The following is a 22,638-nucleotide window of genomic DNA, read 5'->3' on the forward strand; positions in this document are numbered from 1 at the left end:
GTTATTTGACTCATTGTGGTGCGATCAACTGGTTAAAAAATAACAGGTGGTTTTTTGGAAGTTTAACTTTTTTAAATAATTTATCAGGTATTTATATTTAATATATAAATGTGGGGTATTCTTTTTGGCTATGTCATTAAACATTCAAATTTAACCTTTATATGGTTATGCCAGTCGACTTTTTTAGGTTTTTTATAAAGATTTTTTTTGCTACTTAATTGCTTATCGAGGAAATAGATAAATAATTTTTACTATAAAAAACAGTGGTATATTTTTTTTGGTGGGTTGAATTGATAATATTGATTTTGAAAGTTTTTGTGAATGATTCTTATTTATTGATTTTTTAGACTAAAGCGAAAGCTGATTGTTTGTATTTTGATATTTCACGTTTTATAATTCGGTGTCGTTATATAGGTTAGGCATGTGCTGTGCTTGCCTAACAATGCCAGCTTTCCTTTGAATTAATTCAAACAAACTCCAGTTGGAGTTTCTACCTACAGGATGCCCGCTGTGAAAAGCAACAGACCTGTCAATTTGTCCATGGGTCAGGTGTTAGCGGTAAATTTACGCTCACCCGTGGCTATTGCATCAATTCTACACCGTCTATCAGGTGTAATCGTTTTCTTATTAGTCGCAGTTCTTTTATGGATTTTGGATAAATCTTTATCTTCACCAGAAGGATTTGACTACGTTAAAAATGTCGTTTTCGGAAATATCCTTGTACGTTTCATCGTATGGGTATTTGTAGCAGGTTTAATTTTCCACTTTATCGCAGGGATCAAGCACTTGCTTGCTGACATCGGTTTTGCTGAAGAATTACAAAGCGGTCGTATCGCAGCTACAATTTCATTGATCTTGTCTGCGGTTGGTATTGTCGCAGCATTCGTATGGATTATGTTCTGATGAAAAGTGCTACAGGTTTAACAGGTTCAGGTTCTCGCGATTGGTATATCCAGCGTGTCAGTGCTGTAGTGTTAGCTGCATACACTGTTGTTATGTTCGGTTGGATCCTTTGTAACAGTGGATTTGGTTACGAACAATGGGCAGGCTTTATGCTGACATTGCCAATGAAGATCTTTTCTTTATTAGCAGTATTATCGCTCGTTGCACATGCTTGGATTGGTATGTGGCAAGTCTTTACTGATTATGTAACGACTCGTCAAATGGGTCCTTCAGCTTCAGGTTTACGCCTTGTACTTACTTCTGCTGTCATTATTTCAGTGATCGTGTACGCAATCTGGGGTATCCAGATTTTCTGGGCAAATTGATAGGAAGAGATCATGGGCGCAATTAACCCTAAAGAAGATTATTCAAATATTCAAAACCTCACTTTCGACGCTGTTATTGTTGGTGGTGGTGGTTCTGGTATGCGCGCTGCTTACCAACTTGCTCAAGCTGGTTTAAAAGTTGCGGTATTGACCAAAGTATTCCCAACACGTTCGCATACAGTTGCCGCTCAAGGTGGTATTGGTGCGTCGTTAGGAAACATGCAAGAAGATAACTGGCACTATCACTTTTATGACACGGTTAAAGGTTCTGACTGGTTAGGCGATCAGGACGCAATCGAGTTCATGACACGTGAAGCGCCAAAAGTTGTTTACGAGCTTGAACACTTAGGTATGCCTTTTGACCGTAACGAAGATGGTACGATCTATCAGCGTCCGTTCGGTGGTCACTCTGCAAACTACGGTGAAAAAGCTGTTCCACGTGCCTGTGCTGCTGCTGACCGTACGGGTCACGCATTGCTCCATACGTTGTATCAAAGCAACGTAAAAATGGGTACTCAGTTCTACGTTGAGTGGATTGCACTAGACTTAATCCGTAACGAAACAGGTGATGTTCTTGGTGTGACTGCAATTGACCAAGAAACTGGTAACATTGCCGTATTCCAAGCGAAAGCGACATTGTTTGCTACTGGTGGTGCTGGTCGTGTTTATCGCGCATCAACAAATGCTTATATCAACACTGGTGACGGTCTTGGTATGGCTGCTCGTGCGGGTATTCCATTACAAGATATGGAATTCTGGCAGTTCCACCCAACGGGTGTTGCGGGCGCAGGTGTATTGTTGACTGAAGGTTGTCGTGGTGAAGGTGGTATCCTTCGTAACAAAGACGGCGAACCATTCATGGAACGTTATGCTCCAACTTTAAAAGACTTGGCACCACGTGACTTCGTATCACGTTCAATGGACCAAGAGATTAAAGAAGGTCGTGGTTGTGGTCCTAAAGCGGATTACATCTTACTTGATATGACTCACTTAGGTGCCGAGACGATTATGAAACGTCTTCCATCTGTATTTGAGATTGGTAAGAAGTTCGCAAACGTTGACTGTACTAAAGAACCAATTCCAGTAGTACCAACAATCCATTATCAAATGGGTGGTATTCCGACGAATATTCATGGTCAAGTTGTTGTACCACATGGTGTTGAAGAGGGTGAATTCTCTGCTCACTATGATAAAGATACTAAAGAGTATTCTTATAAAGGTACGCGTGATTATGTGAAACCTGTAAAAGGTTTCTACGCGATCGGTGAGTGTTCTTGTGTATCTGTACATGGTGCTAACCGTTTAGGTACAAACTCATTGCTTGACCTTGTTGTGTTTGGTAAAGCAGCTGGTGAGCATATTATCGACTATGTAACTAAGCATCATGGCGATGATTATGCACCGCTTCCAACTGATGTATTGGTTAACACGTTAGCGCGTATCCGTAAGCTTGATGATTCAACGACGGGTGAAAACGCACAAGAAGTTGCTGATGCAATCCGTGATATCGTTCAGGATCACGCTGGTGTATTCCGTACTCAAGCATTGCTTGACAAAGGCGTGAAAGAAATCCTTGCGATTGAATCGCGTGTTCGTAACATTCATTTGAAAGACAAATCTAAAGTATTTAACACAGCGCGTGTTGAAGCATTAGAAGTTGAAAACTTATATGAAGTTGCGAAGGCGACTCTGATTTCGGCTGCTGCTCGTAAAGAATGTCGTGGTGCGCATACAGTTGTTGACTATGAGTTAGCACCTGATCACCCAACTTATTCTTACGGTCGCCGTGATGATGAGTGGATGAAACATACATTATGGTATTCATCAGACAACCGTCTTGAATATAAACCAGTACGTTTCAGTCCATTAACGGTTGAAGCAATTGAACCTAAACCACGTACATTCTAATCGGGAGAACAAAGATGAGTAGAGGCACTCGTACATTCGAAATCTACCGCTACGATCCTGATAAGGATAAAGCGCCGTATATGCAAACTTTCAAACTTGAGTTAACAGACAAGCATCGTATGTTGCTTGACGCGTTACTTGCGTTGAAAGTGCAAGATGAATCATTAACATTCCGTCGCTCTTGCCGTGAAGGTATTTGTGGTTCGGATGGTGTGAACATCAATGGTAAAAATGGTTTAGCGTGCTTGTGGAACTTGAACGATTTACCAGAGAAGATTGTGATCCGTCCTTTACCTGGTTTACCAGTCGTTAAGGATTTGGTTGTAGACATGAATCAGTTCTATGATCAATATGACAAGATTCAACCGTTCTTGATTAACAATCAACCAGCACCAGCGAAAGAGCGTTTACAGTCTCAAGCAGAACGTGAACACTTAGATGGTTTGTATGAATGTATTCTTTGTGCATGTTGTTCAACTTCATGCCCATCATTCTGGTGGAACCCTGATAAATTCTTAGGTCCATCTGCATTGTTGAATGCATATCGTTTCATCATCGATTCTCGTGATACAGCGACTCAAGAGCGTTTGGCTCGTTTAGATGATCCATTCTCTCTATTCCGTTGTAAAGGCATCATGAACTGTGTATCAGTATGTCCAAAAGGGTTGAACCCAACGAAGGCAATTGGTCACATTCGTAACATGTTGTTGGATCAAGCTGGTTAATTCAGCTTGTTTCTGGAAACGGGAGTTTCGTAAGAAACTCCCGTTTTTTATTTGGGAATTTGGAAATGTTTGGCTGTGATTTATTATGGGTTTAATCATTGCTGTTGATTGTTAAAACTGATTAAAAAATTTATGGAGTTTGTTTTTTGATCGGTGTGCTTAGCATTTGTGCGAGATTTGTAGAGAATCTTTAACTTTGGTCGATAAGAGTGCAACTTTTATAAAAAGGGCGTTATATTAGAATATAATTTGATGTGTGTATTTCGCTGATTTATGGATGGTATGTGTCAAAAAAATCAATCCAAGCTTGATTACATGTTAGCATTTGTGCCAGTAACTGAAAGCAAAAAATCAGTATATTCTTGCGTTTAGATTGGGAATATCTGTGACTGATTTATGCAGATTATTTGGTAAAAGTCAATTTAGAAAAGTTAAAAATTTATTTAATTTTTCTAAAATGATTTGCAAAAAATTGCTCGATGTCGTCGAGTATAAAAGATGAGTTATGTGCCTTAAATTGCTGGGTGTATAGCTCATTTGTTACATCAAAGGGAATACTCCTGATGTGTAGTGATAATGTCCTAGGGTTGGATAACCTTGGGTAGTAGTGTCTTGTTACCAATTTGGCACTATGAATCATGGGTCTGCTTAAAAGGCAACCTATATTATTTTTTGCAATAGGAAATGGGTCCAAAAATGCAAGAAGTTGCTGACGCATTGCGTCTTGACACTGAACTTTCCGCTGATAGTGCAGCGTATATTGAAGAGCTTTACGAACAGTACCTAGCATCACCAACCTTAGTGTCAGAGGATTGGCGAGAATATTTCGATAAATACCCTAAGGGTGACCAACCACACGGTAGTGTGCGTGAGCAATTCCTCTTATTGGGTCGTAATGCAAACAGAGTTCAACCTGTTGTACAAAGCACTGTTAGTACAGAACATGAGCGTCGCCAAATTGGTGTATTACAATTAATCGCCGCTTATCGTAATCGTGGTCATCAAAAAGCTAAATTAGATCCATTAGGTCTCGCTAAACGTGAAGACGTTCCTGATTTAGATTTGTCTGCTCATAACTTGACTAAATCTGATTTGGATACCGTATTCAATACGGGTAACCTTGCAATTGGTAAAGCAGAAGCAACATTGTCTGAAATGGTTGAGGCAATGGAAGCAACTTACTGCGGTTCTATCGGTGCGGAATATATGCACATCGTTGACACCAAAGAAAAGCGTTGGATTCAACAGCGTTTAGAAGGTGTTCGCGGTAAATTTGGCTATACCAATGATCAGAAAAAAGGTTTCTTAGAGCGTTTAACAGCTGCGGAAGGCCTAGAAAAATATCTTGGTAACAAATTCGTTGGTGCGAAACGTTTTGGTGTGGAAGGTGGAGAATCTTTCATTCCAATGATGAATGAAATCATTCAACGTGCTGGTGCTGTTGGTTGTAAAGAAGTTGTGATTGGTATGCCACACCGTGGTCGTCTCAACCTTCTTGTGAATATCATGGGTAAAAACCCAGCTGACCTTTTCGGTGAGTTCGAAGGGAAGAGCCTACATAAGAAAGGTTCTGGTGACGTTAAGTACCACCAAGGTTTCTCTTCAAACGTAATGACTCCAGGTGGCGAAGTTCACTTAGCATTGGCGTTTAACCCATCTCATTTAGAAATTGTTGGTCCAGTTGTAGAAGGTTCTGTTCGTGCACGTCAAGTTCGTCGTAAAGACATTGGTGGTGACGACGTTCTTCCTGTAATTGTTCATGGTGATGCTGCTTTTGCTGGTCAAGGCGTAAACCAAGAAACGTTCCAAATGTCGCAAACACGTGGTTATACGGTGGGCGGTACGGTTCATATTGTGATTAACAACCAAGTTGGTTTCACAACGTCTGATCCACGCGATACACGTTCTACAGAGTATTGTACTGATGTAGCGAAAATGATTCAGGCTCCGATCTTCCATGTGAATGGTGATGATCCTGAAGCTGTAATTTTTGCGACTCAAATTGCACATGACTTCCGTCATGAGTTCCGTAAAGATGTCATCTTAGACTTGTTCTGTTATCGTCGTCGTGGCCACAACGAAGCTGATGAACCATCTGCGACTCAACCATTGATGTATCAAGTCATCAACAAGAAAGCGACTACACGTACTTTATATGCTGATCAATTGGTACAAGAAAAAGTACTTGATCGTGCAAGTGCTGATGCAATGATTGAAGGTTATCGCTCTGACTTAGAAGCAGGTAATCATGTTGCAAATGCATTAGTTCGTGAACCAAACAAGAAAATGTTTGTTGATTGGTCTCCGTACTTAGGTCATGAATATACTGACGTTTGGGATACAACATTCAACCTTGATCGCTTAAAAGAACTTGGTAAAACGATGAATACATTACCAGAAGGTTTTGTATTACAACGTCAAGTACAAAAAGTGATTGATGATCGTATCAAAATGCAAACTGGTGAAATGCCATTGAACTGGGGTGCAGCTGAAACTTTAGCGTATGCAACTTTGTTAGATGATGGCTTCCTTGTTCGTATTACAGGTGAAGACGTTGGTCGTGGTACATTCTCACATCGTCATGCGAAATTACATAACCAAGTCGATGGTTCTGTTTATATTCCGCTTTGCCATATTAAAGAAAACCAACCGCGTATTGCTGTTTATGACTCTTTGTTGTCTGAAGAAGCTGTTCTTGCATTTGAATATGGCTACTCAACAACATTGCCGAAGAGTTTAATTGTTTGGGAAGCTCAATTTGGTGACTTCGCGAACTGTGCGCAAGTTGTAATTGACCAATTCATCGCTTCGGGTGAAACCAAGTGGGAGCGTGTTTGTGGTTTAACAATGTTGTTACCACATGGTTATGAAGGTCAAGGTCCAGAACATTCATCTGCACGTTTAGAACGTTTCTTACAGCTATGTGCTGAAGACAATATGCAAGTGATGACACCAACGACTCCAGCGCAAATCTTCCATGCATTACGTCGTCAAGCAGTTCGTCCAATTCGTAAGCCAATGATCGTAATGTCACCAAAATCATTATTACGTCATAAACTTGCGACTTCTACTCTGGATGAGTTAGCAAACGGTACTTTCCAAACTGTGATCGATGAAATTGATCCAATCAACAAAGCTGACGTAACTCGCTTAGTGCTTTGTGGTGGTAAGGTTTATTACGATTTACTCGAAAAACGTCGCGAGCTTGGTTTAAGCAATACTGCGATCGTTCGTGTAGAGCAATTATATCCGTATCCGCAACAACGCTTAGCTGAAGTTATGGCTCAGTATCCAAACATTAAAGAACTTGTTTGGGCACAAGAAGAGCCGAAGAACCAAGGCGCTTGGTTATTCATCGTTCCTCGCTTGTACGAAGACGTTCTTAAATCTGGTAAACAAATTAGTATTAGCTATGCTGGTCGTGAAGCATCTGCCGCACCTGCTTGTGGCTCACCGTACTTGCATGCAAAACAACAAGCTCAGCTTATCAATGACGCACTCGCGATTGAAGTTGAACAATCAGGAGATTCTAAATAATGGCAACCGAAATTAAAGCACCGGTATTCCCAGAGTCAGTTGCTGACGGCACGATCGCTACTTGGCACAAGAAAGTAGGTGAACCTGTATCACGTGATGAAGTGATCTGTGACATTGAAACCGATAAAGTTGTTTTAGAAGTGGTTGCTCCAGCTGATGGTAGCTTAGTAGCAATCATCAAAGATGAAGGCGATACCGTTCTTTCTGATGAAGTAATTGCACAATTCGAAGCTGGTGCTGTTGCTGCAGCTGCTCCTGAAGCTGCTGCACCAGCAGAAGCGGCTCCTGCTGCGTCTGCACCTGCGGCTGCTGCATCAACTCAACCTGTTGATCAAAACCAAGCGCCTGCGGTTCGTAAAGCATTATCTGAAACTGGTATCAATGCTGCTGATGTACAAGGTACAGGTCGCGGTGGTCGCATCACTAAAGAAGATGTTGCAAACCATAAACCAGCTGCTTCAGTTCAACCATTAAGCGTTGCTGTTGGTGAGCGTATTGAGAAACGTGTTCCGATGACACGTTTACGTAAGCGTGTTGCTGAGCGTTTATTGGCGGCTACACAACAAACTGCAATGTTAACAACGTTCAACGAAGTTAACATGAAGCCAATCATGGAAATGCGTAAGCAATATAAAGATGCTTTCGAAAAACGTCATGGTGCTCGTTTAGGCTTTATGTCTTTCTTTGTTAAAGCTGCAACTGAAGCGTTAAAACGTTACCCAGCTGTAAATGCATCTATTGATGGCGACGATATCGTTTATCATGGTTTCTATGACATCGGTGTAGCAGTTTCTTCTGATCGTGGTCTAGTTGTTCCTGTACTTCGTGATACTGACCGTATGAACTATGCAGAAGTTGAAAACGGTATCCGTGACTATGCTTTCAAAGCACGTGACGGTAAATTGGGTATCGAAGATATGACTGGCGGTACGTTCACAATCACGAACGGTGGTACTTTCGGTTCATTGCTTTCTACGCCTATTTTGAACCAACCACAAACAGCAATCTTGGGTATGCATAAAATCCAAGAGCGCCCTATGGCAGTAAATGGTCAAGTTGAAATCTTGCCAATGATGTACTTAGCGCTTTCTTATGACCACCGTTTAATTGATGGTAAAGAAGCTGTAGGTTTCTTAGTAACAATTAAAGAATTGTTAGAAGAACCAGCTAAACTCATTCTTGACCTTTAATACTACAAATATTAGCTCCCGTATAAAGTAGCTCCTTTATATGGGAGTTTGGAGATAAAAATGTCTCAACAATTTGATCTTGTTGTTATTGGCGGCGGACCTGGTGGTTATGAAGCAGCAATCCGTGCTGCACAACTTGGTTTCAAAGTTGCTTGTATCGAAAAACGTATTCACAACGGTAAACCATCTTTAGGTGGTACGTGTTTAAACGTTGGTTGTATCCCTTCTAAAGCATTGCTTGACTCTTCTCACCGTTATGAAGCTACTGTGCACGAACTTGCTGAACACGGTATCACGACTGGTGAAGTTAAATTTGATTTAGACACTTTGTTGGCACGTAAAGACAAAGTTGTAGATCAGTTGACTGGTGGTGTTGCTCAATTGCTGAAAGGTAATGGTATCGAGTGGTTACAAGGTACGGGTAAATTACTTGCAGGTAAAAAAGTAGAATTCACACCGTTTGAAGGTGATGTACAGGTTTTAGAACCTAAATACGTAATCCTTGCAACGGGTTCTGTGCCTGTAAACATTCCAGTAGCACCTGTTGATGAAGACTTAATTGTTGACTCTACTGGCGCATTAAAATTCCCAGAAGTTCCTAAGCGTCTTGGTGTGATTGGTGCGGGTGTTATCGGTCTAGAGCTTGGTTCAGTATGGCGTCGTCTTGGTTCAGAAGTTGTTGTGTTTGAAGCATTAGATGCATTCTTACCAATGGCAGACAAAGCATTGGCAAAGGAATATCAAAAAATCTTGAAAAAACAAGGTTTAGATATTCGTATCGGTGCGAAAGTTTCTGGTGCTGAAACGAATGGTCGTGAGGTAACAGTTAAATATAACCAAGCTGGCGAAGACAAAGAACAAGTTTTTGACAAGTTAATCGTATGTGTAGGTCGTAAAGCATATGCAGAAGGTTTATTGGCAGAAGATTCTGGCATTAAACTCACTGAACGTGGTTTAGTTGATGTAAATGATCAGTGCCAAACATCTGTTGAAGGTGTTTATGCGATTGGTGACTTGGTACGCGGTCCAATGCTTGCACACAAAGCAATGGAAGAGGGCGTAATGGCAGTTGAACGTATTCACGGTCATGCTGCTCAAGTAAACTACGACACAATCATCAGCGTTATCTATACACATCCAGAGGCAGCTTGGGTTGGTTTAACTGAAGAACAAGCAGCTGAAAAAGGTCACGAAGTTAAAGCTGGTCAATTCCCATTTGCGGTGAATGGTCGTGCATTAGCTGCGGGTGATACTGCTGGTTTTGTTAAATTCGTTGCTGATGCGAAAACAGATCGTCTTTTAGGTATGCACGTTGTGGGTCCTAATGCATCTGATATCGTACACCAAGGTATGATCGCGCTTGAGTTTGTTTCTTCTGTTGAAGACTTACAGTTGATGACTTTTGGTCATCCAACATTCTCAGAAGTTGTACATGAAGCAGCGCTTTCTGTAGATGGTCGTGCAATCCACGCGATTCAACGTAAGCGTAAATAAAACATAAAGTGTGGTTCGCCACACTTTTTTGAATGAAGATGATTGTCTTATTTAGGCAATCATTTATTCAATATGTAGCAGTCTGGTTTTAAGAAAATCTAGACTGTATCACTACAAACAACATAGTAGGTAACTAAATGAACTTACATGAGTATCAAGCTAAAGCATTATTGAAAGAATATGGCATGCCAGTACAAGAAGGTATCTTGGCAACAAATGCAGACGAAGCCGTTGCTGCATTTGAACAGCTTGGTGGTAAATTCGCAGTAATGAAAGCGCAAGTTCATGCTGGTGGTCGTGGTAAGGCTGGCGGTGTTAAAGTTGCAAAATCAAAAGAAGACGTAATCGAATTCGCTAACAACATCATTGGTACTCGTTTAGTAACGTATCAAACAGATGCAAATGGTCAACCAGTTAACAGCATCATCGTTGCTGAAGACGTTTACCCAGTTGAGCGTGAGCTTTACTTAGGCGCAGTTGTAGACCGCTCTAGCCGTCGTATTACTTTCATGGCTTCTACAGAAGGTGGTGTAGAAATCGAGAAAGTTGCGGAAGAAACTCCAGAAAAAATTATCAAAGTTGAAGTTGATCCATTAGTTGGCTTACAACCATTCCAAGCACGTGAAGTTGCGTTTGCTTTAGGTTTGAAAGACAAGCAAGTGGGCCAATTTGTAAAAATTATGGGCGCTGCTTACCAAGCATTTGTAGAAAATGACTTTGCATTATTTGAAATTAACCCACTTTCAGTTCGTGAAAATGGCGATATTTTATGTGTAGATGCGAAAGTAGGTATCGACTCTAACGCGCTTTACCGTTTACCTAAAGTTGCGGCTTTACGTGACAAATCTCAAGAGAATGAGCGTGAATTGAAAGCATCTGAATTTGATCTTAACTATGTTGCTTTAGAAGGTAACATCGGTTGTATGGTTAACGGTGCTGGTCTTGCAATGGCAACCATGGACATCATCAAACTTTATGGTGGCCAGCCTGCAAACTTCCTTGACGTTGGTGGCGGTGCAACGAAAGAGCGCGTAATCGAAGCGTTCAAAATTATCCTTGCTGATACTTCTGTTCAAGGTGTTTTAATCAACATCTTCGGTGGTATCGTACGTTGTGACATGATTGCTGAAGCAATTATTGCAGCGGTTCAAGAAGTAAATGTAACTGTACCAGTTGTTGTTCGTTTAGAAGGTAACAACGCTGAGCTAGGTGCTAAATTACTTGATGAATCTGGTTTGAAATTAATTTCTGCGAACGGTTTATCTGATGCCGCAGAAAAAGTTGTAGCTGCAGTTAAAGCTTAAGGAGTATCAATCATGAGCGTATTAATTAATAAAGACACTAAAGTATTGGTACAAGGTTTTACTGGTAAAAACGGTACTTTCCACTCTGCACAAGCTTTAGACTACGGTACAAAAGTTGTTGGTGGTGTTACTCCAGGTAAAGGTGGTACAACTCACCTTGACCTACCAGTATTCAACACAATGAAAGAAGCTGTACGTGAAACAAATGCTGATGCATCTGTAATCTATGTACCAGCTCCATTCGTTTTAGACTCAATTGTTGAAGCGGTTGATTCAGGTGTTGGTCTAATCGTTGTGATCACTGAAGGTGTTCCAACGATCGACATGCTTAAAGCAAAACGCTACTTAGAAACGAACGGTAACGGTACTCGTTTAGTTGGTCCTAACTGCCCAGGCGTGATCACTCCAGGTGAATGTAAGATCGGTATTATGCCTGGTCACATCCACCAACCAGGTCGTATTGGTATCATCTCACGTTCAGGTACATTGACTTATGAAGCTGTTGCTCAAACAACTAAGCTTGGTTTAGGTCAGTCTACTTGTATCGGTATTGGTGGTGACCCAATCCCAGGTATGAACCAGATCGAAGCGCTTCAATTGTTCCAAGACGATCCAGATACTGATGCAATCATCATGATCGGTGAGATCGGTGGTACAGCGGAAGAAGAAGCTGCTGAATTCATCAAATCTAACGTGACTAAACCTGTAGTAGGTTACATTGCTGGTGTAACTGCACCTAAAGGTAAGCGTATGGGTCACGCTGGTGCGATCATTTCTGGTGGTCAAGGTACTGCTGAAGAAAAATTCGCTGCATTTGAACGTGCAGGAATGGCTTACACGCGTAGCCCAGCTGAGCTTGGTTCTACTATGTTGCAAGTTTTAAAAGAAAAAGGTTTAGCGTAATACGTTAGATTTTAATCTTTAAAAAAACCCCAATGGAGACATTGGGGTTTTTTTATTGGGAATACTATTGGTGTACCCACAGGCCTTGTTCACCAATAAAGTAGGTAGAATATTCTTCTACCTCAAAATTATAAACAATTGTCATATAATAAGAGTTTTCACTATATTTACGATCATCTTCTTCTTTTTCATCAATTGTCCAGTTAGCATCATAATTAGGGTCTACATACTCACCATATTCATTTTCTTTAAAGCGTCCCTGTTCATAGTCTATGCATCGCCATTGATATAAAAATGTTGTTCAGCGCTAAATTGTTTAACCATTGGATCGTTCGCATTATCAGGTAAATGGATATGATCTTGAGACCAATCAGTGTGTTGGTCTTCAACTAAATGTGCTGGAAGTTTAGGGATATTGGTGAGAAGAACCGGCTTACCCGAACTAAAATCGATGATGTTATGAATAATGTTTGGTGATGGGATCTGACTTTGCCAATCAACTCTCACTGCAAGTTCTGGAATAGTTGTTCTTAGTAATGGCGTTGAAAATGTATAAGCTAAATCAGTAGAAATTAAATCCCTCTTATAATTAATCAATGTGTTTCCATTAAAACTCCCTTGTTTATATACAGCTAATTCAATTGCAGATATCCATCCTTTTTCTTGTGTCCAAAATGGATGATTCGCTGTACAGTAAACATATTTTTCTGCATAACGTGGAAGATCTTTTATTTGCTGTGATTGCACCCAATGACCATCTAGATAATCTTTATCTAAAGTATACTCGCTGATTAATGAGGGAATAGCTACAGCGATAATCCTTTGCTTTTCTGGTGATTTAAATGTTTTAGTTACTCGCTTGTATTCTGTAGGAACATCTTTGTCACTATCTTTAGGACTCGATAACACCATATCCCCAACTTTAATCTCTTGAATTGGAACTAAGCCTTGCTCTGTATGAACAAGTGTCCCTGCACAAAAACCATGTGTACCCATTTTTATTCCTTCTTTTTATATAAAAAAGAGCCTCATAATAAAGGCTCTTTTTAGATCAAAATGCTTACTCAGTCTTTGGTTTTAACCCTTGGGTTAGACCATTAATATCACCACCTTGTAGGCCAAGTTCATTCATTAAGCTATCAATCAAAGGCGCTTGCGAACGATAGCGTAGGGCACTATTCACGACTTGGTCAGATAAAGATGCTTGACCATTTTCTGCAACTTCTCCAGATGCACTGCTTCCACCTGCAAAACCATTTAAACCATTCACTTGGAGAATTTTAATATCATCGATATTTTCCATTGGTTTAACGCTTTCACGGATGATTTCAGGCAAGTGTTTGAGCATTGCTAAACGAACTTGCATTTCAACCTGTTCAGCAGAAAGTGTATTCGCCGCTTCATTGACTGCACGCGCACCTTCAGCATCAACTTGGTATTGTTTCTCTAAAGCTTGTGCAAGCAATACTTTCGCATCTGCTTCACCTTTTGCCTTTAAGCGAACTTTCTCTGCTTCAGCTTCAGCAGCAATACGGATTGCTTCAGCTTCATCGGCAGCCGCTTTCTTACCAGCATCAGCTGCAACGGTAATCGCAATTGCATCTTTTTCCGCTGTTTGTTTGGCAGCAACCAACTCAACTGCTTTTTGACGTTCTGCACGTTGAGTTTCACGTACAGTCACAACTTCTTCTTCTGCTTTTACTGCTTCGGCACGAGCTCTGTCAGCTTGTGCTTTGGCTTCTGACTCAGCACGAGATTTTTCTGCAATTGCAATCGCACGATCTTGTTCAGCAAGTTCAATGGTTTTCTTCTGTTCAACTTGCGCTTTTTCAATGAGCTGTGATTTTTGAATATTTTCATTCTCGACATCACGTGCAGCAGCAATTCTTTTCAAATCGACTTCACGTTCTGCGGCAATACGTGCTTCTTCTGCTTCACGTTTTTTTCCAGCCTCTTGGGATGCGATCTCAGCAAGTTGCTCGGCTCTACGAATCGAAATTTCACGTTCTTGTTGCAGTTTTGCGTATTCTTCTTCACGAGAAATTTCTAATCTTCTACGTTCTGCTTCTAAATCTTTCGCACGAATCGCAAGATCAGTATCTTGTTCGATGTCATTACGCTTCTTACGACGGTCTTCGATAGTTTCTGTGAGTTTAGTCAAACCTTCAGCATCAAAAGCGTTTTGTGGATTGAAGAATTTAAAGCTTGTTTGGTCTAGACCTGTAAGAGAAACTGTTTCTAGTTCTAAACCATTCTTTGATAAATCTTCAGAGACAACTTGTTGAACTTTTTGTACGAAGTCAACGCGCTTCTCATGTAACTCTTCCATAGCCATCTCAGCTGCTACAGCACGAAGTGAGTCGACAAATTTACCTTCAACTAAGTCTTTTAGTTCTTGAGGAGACATCGTTTTTCTACCCAATGTTTGAGCAGCAGTCGCAATAGATTCACCTGTAGGCTTAACACGGACATAGAACTCAGCCATCACATCGACACGCATACGGTCACGGGTAATAAGTGCTTGATCTGCTGCACGTTTAACTTCTAAGCGTAAGGTATTCATATTTACAGGAATAATTTCATGTAAAACTGGCAGTACAATTGCACCGCCATTCAGAATCACTTTTTCACCACCGAAGCCAGTACGAACAAAAGAAACTTCTTTACTAGAACGTGTATATAAGCGGGCAACAATGACCCCAATAAAAATTAATGCAGCAAAAATAACGCCTGTGATTATTAAAATCTCAGTGAGCGCTGAGTTAAACATTTAAAGACCCTCGTGTAATAAATATAAAATTAACTAGCAATAGCTTGAAAACCAATTTTGGTTCTTTGTGTCAAAATAACATCTTGTCCTTGTTGGAAAACAATATCCTGCTCAGGTTCAACTAATACATAGTGTGTTTGACCAAATTGATCTTTAACTTTGGCTTGAGCAGGGGAGTTTGGTCGAGCTTCACCTAAAACGATGTGAGCAGTTCGACCAATCAGATCATCAGAATGTATGGCGGTCGTTTCATCTTTAGGAATCATTTTAGAAATAAGTGCAGCACTGAAACGCACAATAGGCATTGATAGAAATAAGCATGTAGGTGCAATAATCCATGCAGAAAGATAGTGTTCAGTAAAATTAAAGAAAATATCTTGAATAATTAAGCCTGTTAGCGCATAGACAGTCAGGAAAATGATTAACCAAACGAGAAGGGGGACTTTTCCTAGATATAACCACTCTAATAGTTGAGTGAATAAGTTCTCAGGTTGATCAATCGAAACATCTGCATGATCAACATCAGTTAGACTATCTGGTAAAAATTGATCTATAAAACTGCTACTTCCACCAAATAACAATAAGATCACTTCAAGCATGCCAATAAACAAACATAGCAATAACGCAATGCTGAAAACTATGTTTGACGGGTGTATTAATAAATCCCAAATCATGAGTCGTTCTCTTATGTTTTTCTAAAAATATTTATAAAAATAAATTGCTTATAAGAGTAATTGTATCAAGTGTAAAATTCAACCTATTACAGACATATTCTTTAGGCAAAAAAAAACGCAATGATTGGGGTTGTCATTGCGTTGAACAACGAATCTGTTTAAAACAGTTTCGGTTGAAAGGAGAAATGTCATGAGATTAGTGTTACCTAACCTACATCGCTATATTATTAAAAAACTTGACTAAGTTCATAGGTATTCATGTTAACTACTGTTAATAGATGTTAATAAGTGACAAAAAGTGTTAGTTATTTAATCGATCTTTATAGTTCTAAAATTAAACTTAAATCAATGGTTTAAATAAAAAAGCCCAACAAATGGGCTTTTTTAGAGTAAAAGTAACGTAAATTAGAATTTAAATAAGCCTAATCCATCTTTTACTTCATCTAAAGTTTGCTGCGTGATATTACGACATTTTTCTGTACCTTGTTTAAGTACATCCATAATGTAATCAGGATCTTTTTCTAATTCAGCACGACGTTCGCGAATAGGTGTAATCAATTCTTTTAACACACCTTCAAGACGCTTTTTCACTGTGCCATCACCTAAACCACCGCGGCGATAATGTGCTTTTAATTCTTCAACTTCTTCTTTATTCGGATCAAAGGCATCAAGGTAAGTAAATACGATATTGCCTTCAACTTGACCAGGATCTTCAATACGTAAATGGTTTGGATCGGTGTACATTGCATTGACCGCTTTCTTGATATCTTTATCAGAAGCATTTAACACTATCGTATTGCCTAAAGATTTAGACATTTTTGCTTTACCATCGAAACCTGGTAAACGCCCCATATTTGAGAGTAAAGCCTTACATTCAGGTAACAGGTCATGCCCAATTTGGCGGTTTACACGACGGACTACTTCATTGGTTTGTTCAATCATTGGAATTTGATCTTCACCAACAGGAACAACAGTTGCTTTAAATGCAGTAATGTCAGCAGCTTGAGCGACTGGATAGCATAAGAAACCTGCTGGAATATCGCGCTCAAATCCACGCATTTGAATTTCAGATTTAATGGTTGGATTACGTTCTAAACGTGCAACAGTCACGAAGTTAAGATAAAGCATTGTGAGCTCATTCAGTGCAGGCAAGCATGACTGAACGCAAATTGTTGTTTTAGTTGGATCGATACCAACCGCTAAATAATCTAAAGCAACTTGAAGAATGTTATTACGAACTTTATCTGGATTGTCAGCATTATCAGTCAGTGCTTGGGCATCTGCTAATAAAAGATGTTGATGATGACTGTCTTGTAAACCTACACGAGAACGTAATGAACCAACAAAGTGGCCAAGGTGAAGTTGTCCAGTAGGGCGGTCGCCTGTCAAAATGATTGGACGTTGATCAGCATTACTCATGATATGTTCCAAGATTCAGTTATTTCATAAATATATAGATTGGCATTATTGTACGGGAAATAAATTTTTTTCGTCAGCGATTGCTTCAACTTTTATTAAAATAATGTTGTGAAATTATTGAGTAATTCTACAATAGCCTGATAAATATAAACTAGGAAATAAAAATGGCGAGTGGTTTATTACTGTTACTAGATGATATTGCAACAGTTTTAGATGATGTTGCAGTCATGAGTAAAATGGCAGCAAAGAAAACGGCTGGTGTATTAGGTGATGATTTAGCTCTCAACGCCCAACAAGTCAGTGGTGTTCGTGCTGATCGTGAACTTCCTGTGGTGTGGAGTGTCGCAAAAGGCTCATTTGTTAATAAGCTTATTCTTGTCCCATTAGCACTTTTAATTAGTGTTGTCGCATCTTGGTTGATTAATCCATTATTAATGCTTGGTGGTCTGTTTCTATGTTATGAGGGCGTGGAAAAGGTTATACATTCTCTCTACCATAAAAAAGCCAAAACACCAGAAGAAGCGAGTGAAGAGCTACAGGAAGTCGAAGTTGACCTAGCAAAATTTGAAAAAGAAAAAGTAAAAGGTGCGATTCGTACAGACTTTATTTTATCTGCTGAAATTGTGGTGATTTCGTTAGGTACAGTTGCATCAGCAGCGTTTATGACTAAAGTGACAGTATTGAGTATTATTGCGATCGTCATGACCATTGGTGTTTATGGCTTTGTTGCAATGATCGTTAAGATTGATGATTTAGGTTTATATTTAACACAACAAGCATCTGAATTTAAAAATAAAATTGGGCGTGGTTTACTGGCTTTTGCACCAGTTTTAATGAAAACATTATCTATTGTTGGTACGGTTGCGATGTTTTTAGTGGGGGGAGGTATTATTAGTCATACCATTCCACTGTTACATCATTTCACTGAAGAAACTGTCGATCATTTAGAACTGATACCAAGTTTTGGTTCGATTATTGGCGCATTAACCCCGACATTAATCAACTTAGGTGTTGGTTTTGCGGCAGGTATCATTGTGCTGCTTATTGTTAGTTTAATAAAAAAAGCATGGCCAAAAGCTAAAGCATAAAATAAACCGTCATCATCATAAATTGGAGAATAGATATGCGTTGGAAAGGTCGTAGAGTGAGCACCAATGTCGAAGATCGTCGTGGTGGTGGCGGAGCAAAAGCGGGTGGTATTAGTATTATTGGTTTAGTTGTGGCATTTGTTGCATGGAAATTCTTCGGAGTTGATCCTCAACAGGCTTATCAAGCCACACAAGCAGTTACAAATGCACAATCAGCTCAACAGGGAGGTGAGCCGCAAAATATGACTGACGATCAGAGAGAAGCACGAGACTTTGTCGGTACTGTGCTTGCGGATACAGAGGATACTTGGACGCCTGTATTTCAACAGCTTGGTATGACTTATAAGCCACCAAAACTGGTTTTATTTAGTGGCGTTGTTCGTTCAGGTTGCGGTACTGCTCAAGCAGCAATGGGGCCATTTTATTGTCCAGCAGATCAAAAAGTTTACATCGATACTTCATTTTTTAAAGATATGCGTCAGCAGATGGGAATTTCTGGAGAGCAGAATCAAACTGAACTTTCCAGACAAGATCAGGCTGGGGATTTTGCCCAAGCTTATGTGATTGCACATGAAGTAGGTCATCATATTCAAAATTTGTTGGGTATTTCTGGACAAGTCCAACAAGCTCGTTCGCAAGCAAGTCAATCCGAGGGCAATCAACTCTCAGTTCGCTTAGAGTTGCAAGCTGATTGTTTTGCTGGAATTTGGGCACATCAAAATCAGCAACGGACTCAATTCTTGGAGCAGGGGGATATTGAGGAAGCCATGGATGCAGCTGAAAAAATTGGTGATGATTATTTACAGCGTCGCGCTACTGGGCAAGTCGTACCAGATAGTTTTACTCATGGTACAAGTGAACAACGTATGCATTGGTTTGAGCTAGGACTTAAATCGGGTGATATTAATCAGTGTAATACATTCAAATAAGCAGAGCCAAAGGTGTTCTGCTTTTGATTTCCATACCGAAGTTATACGAATAAAAAATAAAAGTTCAGTAAAATAATTGTCATAAATACTGAACTTAGATGATGTGTCTATCTATAGACTCATATTTGTTATTTCAATAAGAACTAAGATGTCTTAGATAAAAATTCTATTTCAGTAATTGACGGTAAATAAATTGATGAGTTACGAATTCCACCGCGAAATCTAAACAGTTTGATTTGGAAAAATCGTCGTGCGCGATAAGTAATAACAAGGGGTAGCATGGGTAATTTCTTTCTTTTACAAGCTTTGACCGCTGTTTTTACGCTTTCAATTGCCACTACCATCTTTAATAAGCGCGTACTTGGATTTCCTCAAGCAATTGGTGTGCCTATTGTCTCAGCAATTTTTGTCTTCATTTTACAATGGGGTGCAAGTCTACTGAATGGTAATCAATTTATTACGATTAATATTCACAATATTGAATCGGCTGTCCGTGAAATTGATTTCTATGACTTCCTCATCAATGGCGTTATCTGTTTCATTCTTACTTCTTCTGCATTGAAGTTTAAAATTTCTGATCTTAAAAATTATTGGAAACCAATCAGCATCTTGGCGACTATTGCACTAGTTTTGTGTGCAGTTATTTATGCTGGTCTACTTTATTTGTTCCAATGGGCGGTAGGTTATTCAGTGCCAATGTCAGTGCTTTTATTACTCGGTGCTGCTTTAGGTGCAACTGATCCGATTGGAATCAAAGGAGTTTTGAGTTCTATTCGAGCGCCACATCATCTAATTGTTAAGCTTGAAGGTGAATCATTATTTAATGATGCAATGTGTATTGCTTTATTCATGACTTTACTGAAAGTTTTACAAGGTGAGCATTTCTCTCTATTGGCAACGATTGAAACTTTGCTATACGAGATTTTTGTCGCTGTCATCATTGGCTTTGCGTTTGGTTTCGGTATTTTGCGTCTCTTACGCGGAAAGCACGAAATGGAGTCTTTGATTCTAACGACTGCATTACTAGCGAGTGGATCTTACTTGGTCGCATTATTTGCACATGCATCTGCACCAATTGCTTGTGTGATTGGCGGATTGATTGTTGGAAATAAATGGCAAGAGTTTAGAGAACAACGCGAGATTAGAGAGGTCAATCATTTTTGGCATGCTGTAGAAGGGATCATAAATTCTTTTTTATTCACCTTAATAGGTTTAGAGCTCTTTATCCTTGATCTAAGTGCCAATTTAATTATTGGTGGAATTATTGCCTTTCTTATTTTGCACTTGTCACGCTTTGCTGCAAATTTTGCAGCATTTGCACTGTTTCCGTCATTCAGAAATAAAAGCTATAACGGCAGTTTAACGATTCTTTCATGGGGTGGTGTACGTGGAGGAATTTCGCTTGCTTTGATTCTCGCTGTTGCGAATGTACCTGCACTCAGTCCATATAGCAGTATTTTAATTGGATATACATTTATCAGCGTATTACTGTCCGGTGTGGTCTGTGGGCTTGGCTTACCTGCAGTAATGAATGCATTTTATTTTAATCCCAATGAAGAAACAGAAGGAGTAAAAGGCTTCTATCAACGTCTCTGTAATAAAATGAACAGACGCGGCTTTAAATATATTGTGAGTGAAGATGAAAGTGGAAAAGAGTCTATTAAAATCTATAATCCAGAACGAATAACAACAATTAAGTCTGATGATGAATTGACAGAAATTTACCATCCGGAAAAAGTTAAAGAGGTTGAACGACTTCAGAATCCCCAAAATTTTTAATTAAAATTAACAGGTTCTTATTTGGAATTTTTAATAAATTTATTTGTATTTTAAAATTTATTAAACAGTAAAAATAATTAATTTAGTACCTAAATTGAACTTGTCAATTTTAGCACAACTAATTATTGGTTTTATTAAATGTGAATTAATTGAAAATAAGTATTTCTGATGTTTTTAGTGCTTTTATTTAAGACTTTAGTATATCTTTTTATTTTTGCTTAAATTTTTTTAATAAATTTATGAGTAAATTTAATACTATAGAGAGATATTTTTGCTATGGGAAAAAACGATTGATTTTTAGAAAAAAATAAGAAATACAGCTAATTGAATGGTTGAAAAAGATAGTAAATAATTCTTAATTTTTACCATGTAGTAAAATTATTTTTTGATATATTTAGTTATAATATATTGTTTTTTAATGTATAAGGGATAAATATAAATTTTTATAAATACTTTGGCAGTATTTTTGTTTAAAAAAAATAAAATATTTAGATAGTTTTATTTATCAATTAGTCGTTTATTAGGCTTTATTGACTATTTTTCTATGATGATGTTGTCATTTTTGTAAATTTTTTTTGTGATATGTTTAACAAAAATTGATTTTAATTTAGATTCTAAGAGGTATAGGAAATGATTGCTAAACTAACCAAATATACATACACAAGAATTAATAAATAATCAGAGGAATAGACCATGTCTGAAATTCAAATTATTTCTAAGGAAAGTCATAAAACTCTTTCTAATACAATGGAAAATACTACGACTCTACCTTCTGAGCCTTCAGTAGTTCTTATAAAGGTTCCGTTAAAGGATATTGTCGTAATTAAAAAAGACGGTATGAATGCGATTGTTTTCTTGAAAAACGGAGAAACAATTGTTGTTCAAAATTTCTTTAATCCAGAAAATAATCTAGATAATAGTCTTGTTATCCAAGATGAAAACGGTCAGTTAGTTTGGGCTAAATTCAAAGAGGGTGAAAGTGACGCTGATGCAGACGCAGATGCAGACGCAGATGCGGATTCCGACAATGAAGGTGCTGTTTACTTAGAAGAAACCCCAGCAGCTCTTCCTGAAGTTGTTGAAGCACCAGTATCAGATGTAATTTTTCAACCTATTCAATCTATAGAACCACTTTTATACAATGATGCATCAATGAGCCCATGGTTGTGGGCTATTCCTTTGGTTGCTGGTGGTATTATTGCTGCTGCTAGTGGTGGCGGAAGTGATAATAACAATAATAATAACGGTGATACGACACCACCAAATACAGACAATGTTGGTTTTACAGTTGATTCTGTTACAGATGATAATACTTTGAATGCTGCTGAATCAGCAGGTGATGTAACCATTACTGGTACTTTAACGAACATTCCTTCAGATGCTGCTACTACTGTTGTGACTGTAATTGTGAATGGTGTGAGTTATTTAGCAACTGTTAATGCTGCCAATGGCACATGGAGCGTTGTGGTTCCAGGTAGTGGATTATTAGCTGATAGCGATAAAATAATTGAAGCGAATGTTAAGTTTACTGACGCTGCTGGCAATAGTAGTACGGTTACTGATACGCAAAGCTACTCTGTTGATGTCGATGCTCCGAATGCTCCGGTGATTAACCCAATTAATGAAAATGATCCAATTACAGGTACAGCA

At 38.9% G+C, this 22,638-nt stretch carries 17 protein-coding genes; 13 read left to right on the forward strand and 4 right to left on the reverse strand.

What is annotated here, in order from left to right; translation table 11 throughout:
- Window positions 1–501: 501 nt before the first annotated feature.
- The 9 genes from sdhC to sucD all read left to right on the forward strand — a co-directional run bounded on the left by sdhC (window position 502) and on the right by sucD (window position 12,329).
- Window positions 502–903 carry a succinate dehydrogenase, cytochrome b556 subunit gene (gene sdhC, locus IO68_RS31875; protein WP_023014208.1) on the forward strand — a complete coding sequence of 134 codons (402 nt, stop codon included), beginning with the start codon at window positions 502–504 and terminating at the stop codon, window positions 901–903.
- Window positions 903–1,268 carry a succinate dehydrogenase, hydrophobic membrane anchor protein gene (sdhD, locus tag IO68_RS31880; RefSeq protein ID WP_004876948.1) on the forward strand — a complete coding sequence of 122 codons (366 nt, stop codon included), beginning with the start codon at window positions 903–905 and terminating at the stop codon, window positions 1,266–1,268. Before sdhC ends, sdhD begins: the two co-directional genes overlap by 1 nt.
- 12 nt (window positions 1,269–1,280) lie before the next feature.
- Window positions 1,281–3,176 (forward strand): succinate dehydrogenase flavoprotein subunit, encoded by a 1,896-nt coding sequence (gene sdhA / locus IO68_RS31885; protein WP_023014209.1) that lies wholly within the window; start codon window positions 1,281–1,283, stop codon window positions 3,174–3,176.
- 14 nt (window positions 3,177–3,190) lie between these two features.
- Window positions 3,191–3,901, forward strand: coding sequence for a succinate dehydrogenase iron-sulfur subunit (locus tag IO68_RS31890; RefSeq protein ID WP_004664446.1), 711 nt, complete (start codon window positions 3,191–3,193; stop codon window positions 3,899–3,901).
- A 696-nt stretch (window positions 3,902–4,597) separates the two neighbouring features.
- Window positions 4,598–7,438, forward strand: a complete 2,841-nt coding sequence (locus IO68_RS31895; protein ID WP_031234940.1) for a 2-oxoglutarate dehydrogenase E1 component — start codon at window positions 4,598–4,600, stop codon at window positions 7,436–7,438.
- Complete coding sequence (gene odhB, locus IO68_RS31900; RefSeq protein WP_023014211.1) at window positions 7,438–8,628, forward strand: 2-oxoglutarate dehydrogenase complex dihydrolipoyllysine-residue succinyltransferase; 1,191 nt, start codon at window positions 7,438–7,440, stop codon at window positions 8,626–8,628. The genes IO68_RS31895 and odhB overlap by 1 nt, the downstream gene beginning before the upstream one ends.
- Window positions 8,629–8,688: 60 nt before the next feature.
- A complete protein-coding gene (gene lpdA, locus IO68_RS31905) occupies window positions 8,689–10,122 on the forward strand; it encodes a dihydrolipoyl dehydrogenase (RefSeq protein ID WP_004652192.1) in 1,434 nt (477 codons plus the stop codon).
- 137 nt (window positions 10,123–10,259) lie between these two features.
- Complete coding sequence (sucC, locus tag IO68_RS31910; RefSeq protein WP_004876938.1) at window positions 10,260–11,426, forward strand: ADP-forming succinate--CoA ligase subunit beta; 1,167 nt, start codon at window positions 10,260–10,262, stop codon at window positions 11,424–11,426.
- Window positions 11,427–11,438: 12 nt separating this feature from the next.
- Window positions 11,439–12,329, forward strand: coding sequence for a succinate--CoA ligase subunit alpha (gene sucD, locus IO68_RS31915; RefSeq protein ID WP_003655479.1), 891 nt, complete (start codon window positions 11,439–11,441; stop codon window positions 12,327–12,329).
- Between the two features lie 270 nt (window positions 12,330–12,599).
- Here the strand turns inward: sucD and IO68_RS31920 are convergent, their stop codons facing one another.
- From IO68_RS31920 to trpS, 4 genes are all read right to left on the reverse strand, one after another.
- Complete coding sequence (locus IO68_RS31920; RefSeq protein ID WP_023014212.1) at window positions 12,600–13,325, reverse strand: hypothetical protein; 726 nt, start codon at window positions 13,323–13,325, stop codon at window positions 12,600–12,602.
- Between the two features lie 64 nt (window positions 13,326–13,389).
- Window positions 13,390–15,099, reverse strand: coding sequence for a flotillin family protein (locus IO68_RS31925; RefSeq protein WP_023014213.1), 1,710 nt, complete (start codon window positions 15,097–15,099; stop codon window positions 13,390–13,392).
- A 29-nt stretch (window positions 15,100–15,128) separates the two neighbouring features.
- Window positions 15,129–15,773 (reverse strand): YqiJ family protein, encoded by a 645-nt coding sequence (locus IO68_RS31930; protein WP_023014214.1) that lies wholly within the window; start codon window positions 15,771–15,773, stop codon window positions 15,129–15,131.
- Between the two features lie 405 nt (window positions 15,774–16,178).
- Complete coding sequence (gene trpS, locus IO68_RS31935) at window positions 16,179–17,192, reverse strand: tryptophan--tRNA ligase (RefSeq protein WP_004876928.1); 1,014 nt, start codon at window positions 17,190–17,192, stop codon at window positions 16,179–16,181.
- Window positions 17,193–17,356: 164 nt separating this feature from the next.
- Here trpS and IO68_RS31940 point away from each other — a divergent pair, with 164 nt between their 5' ends.
- The 4 genes from IO68_RS31940 to IO68_RS31955 form a co-directional block, all read left to right on the forward strand.
- Complete coding sequence (locus IO68_RS31940) at window positions 17,357–18,280, forward strand: DUF808 domain-containing protein (protein WP_007484114.1); 924 nt, start codon at window positions 17,357–17,359, stop codon at window positions 18,278–18,280.
- 35 nt (window positions 18,281–18,315) lie between these two features.
- Complete coding sequence (locus IO68_RS31945) at window positions 18,316–19,209, forward strand: neutral zinc metallopeptidase (RefSeq protein ID WP_023014215.1); 894 nt, start codon at window positions 18,316–18,318, stop codon at window positions 19,207–19,209.
- Between the two features lie 279 nt (window positions 19,210–19,488).
- On the forward strand, window positions 19,489–20,988 hold the full coding sequence (locus IO68_RS31950; RefSeq protein WP_004876920.1) for a cation:proton antiporter: 1,500 nt from the start codon (window positions 19,489–19,491) through the stop codon (window positions 20,986–20,988).
- A 693-nt stretch (window positions 20,989–21,681) separates the two neighbouring features.
- The coding region (locus IO68_RS31955; protein ID WP_023014216.1) for a BapA/Bap/LapF family prefix-like domain-containing protein at window positions 21,682–22,638 on the forward strand (957 nt) is incomplete at its 3' end.

The organism is Acinetobacter sp. COS3 (assembly GCF_000475335.1).
Taxonomy (GTDB): Bacteria; Pseudomonadota; Gammaproteobacteria; order Pseudomonadales; family Moraxellaceae; genus Acinetobacter; species Acinetobacter venetianus.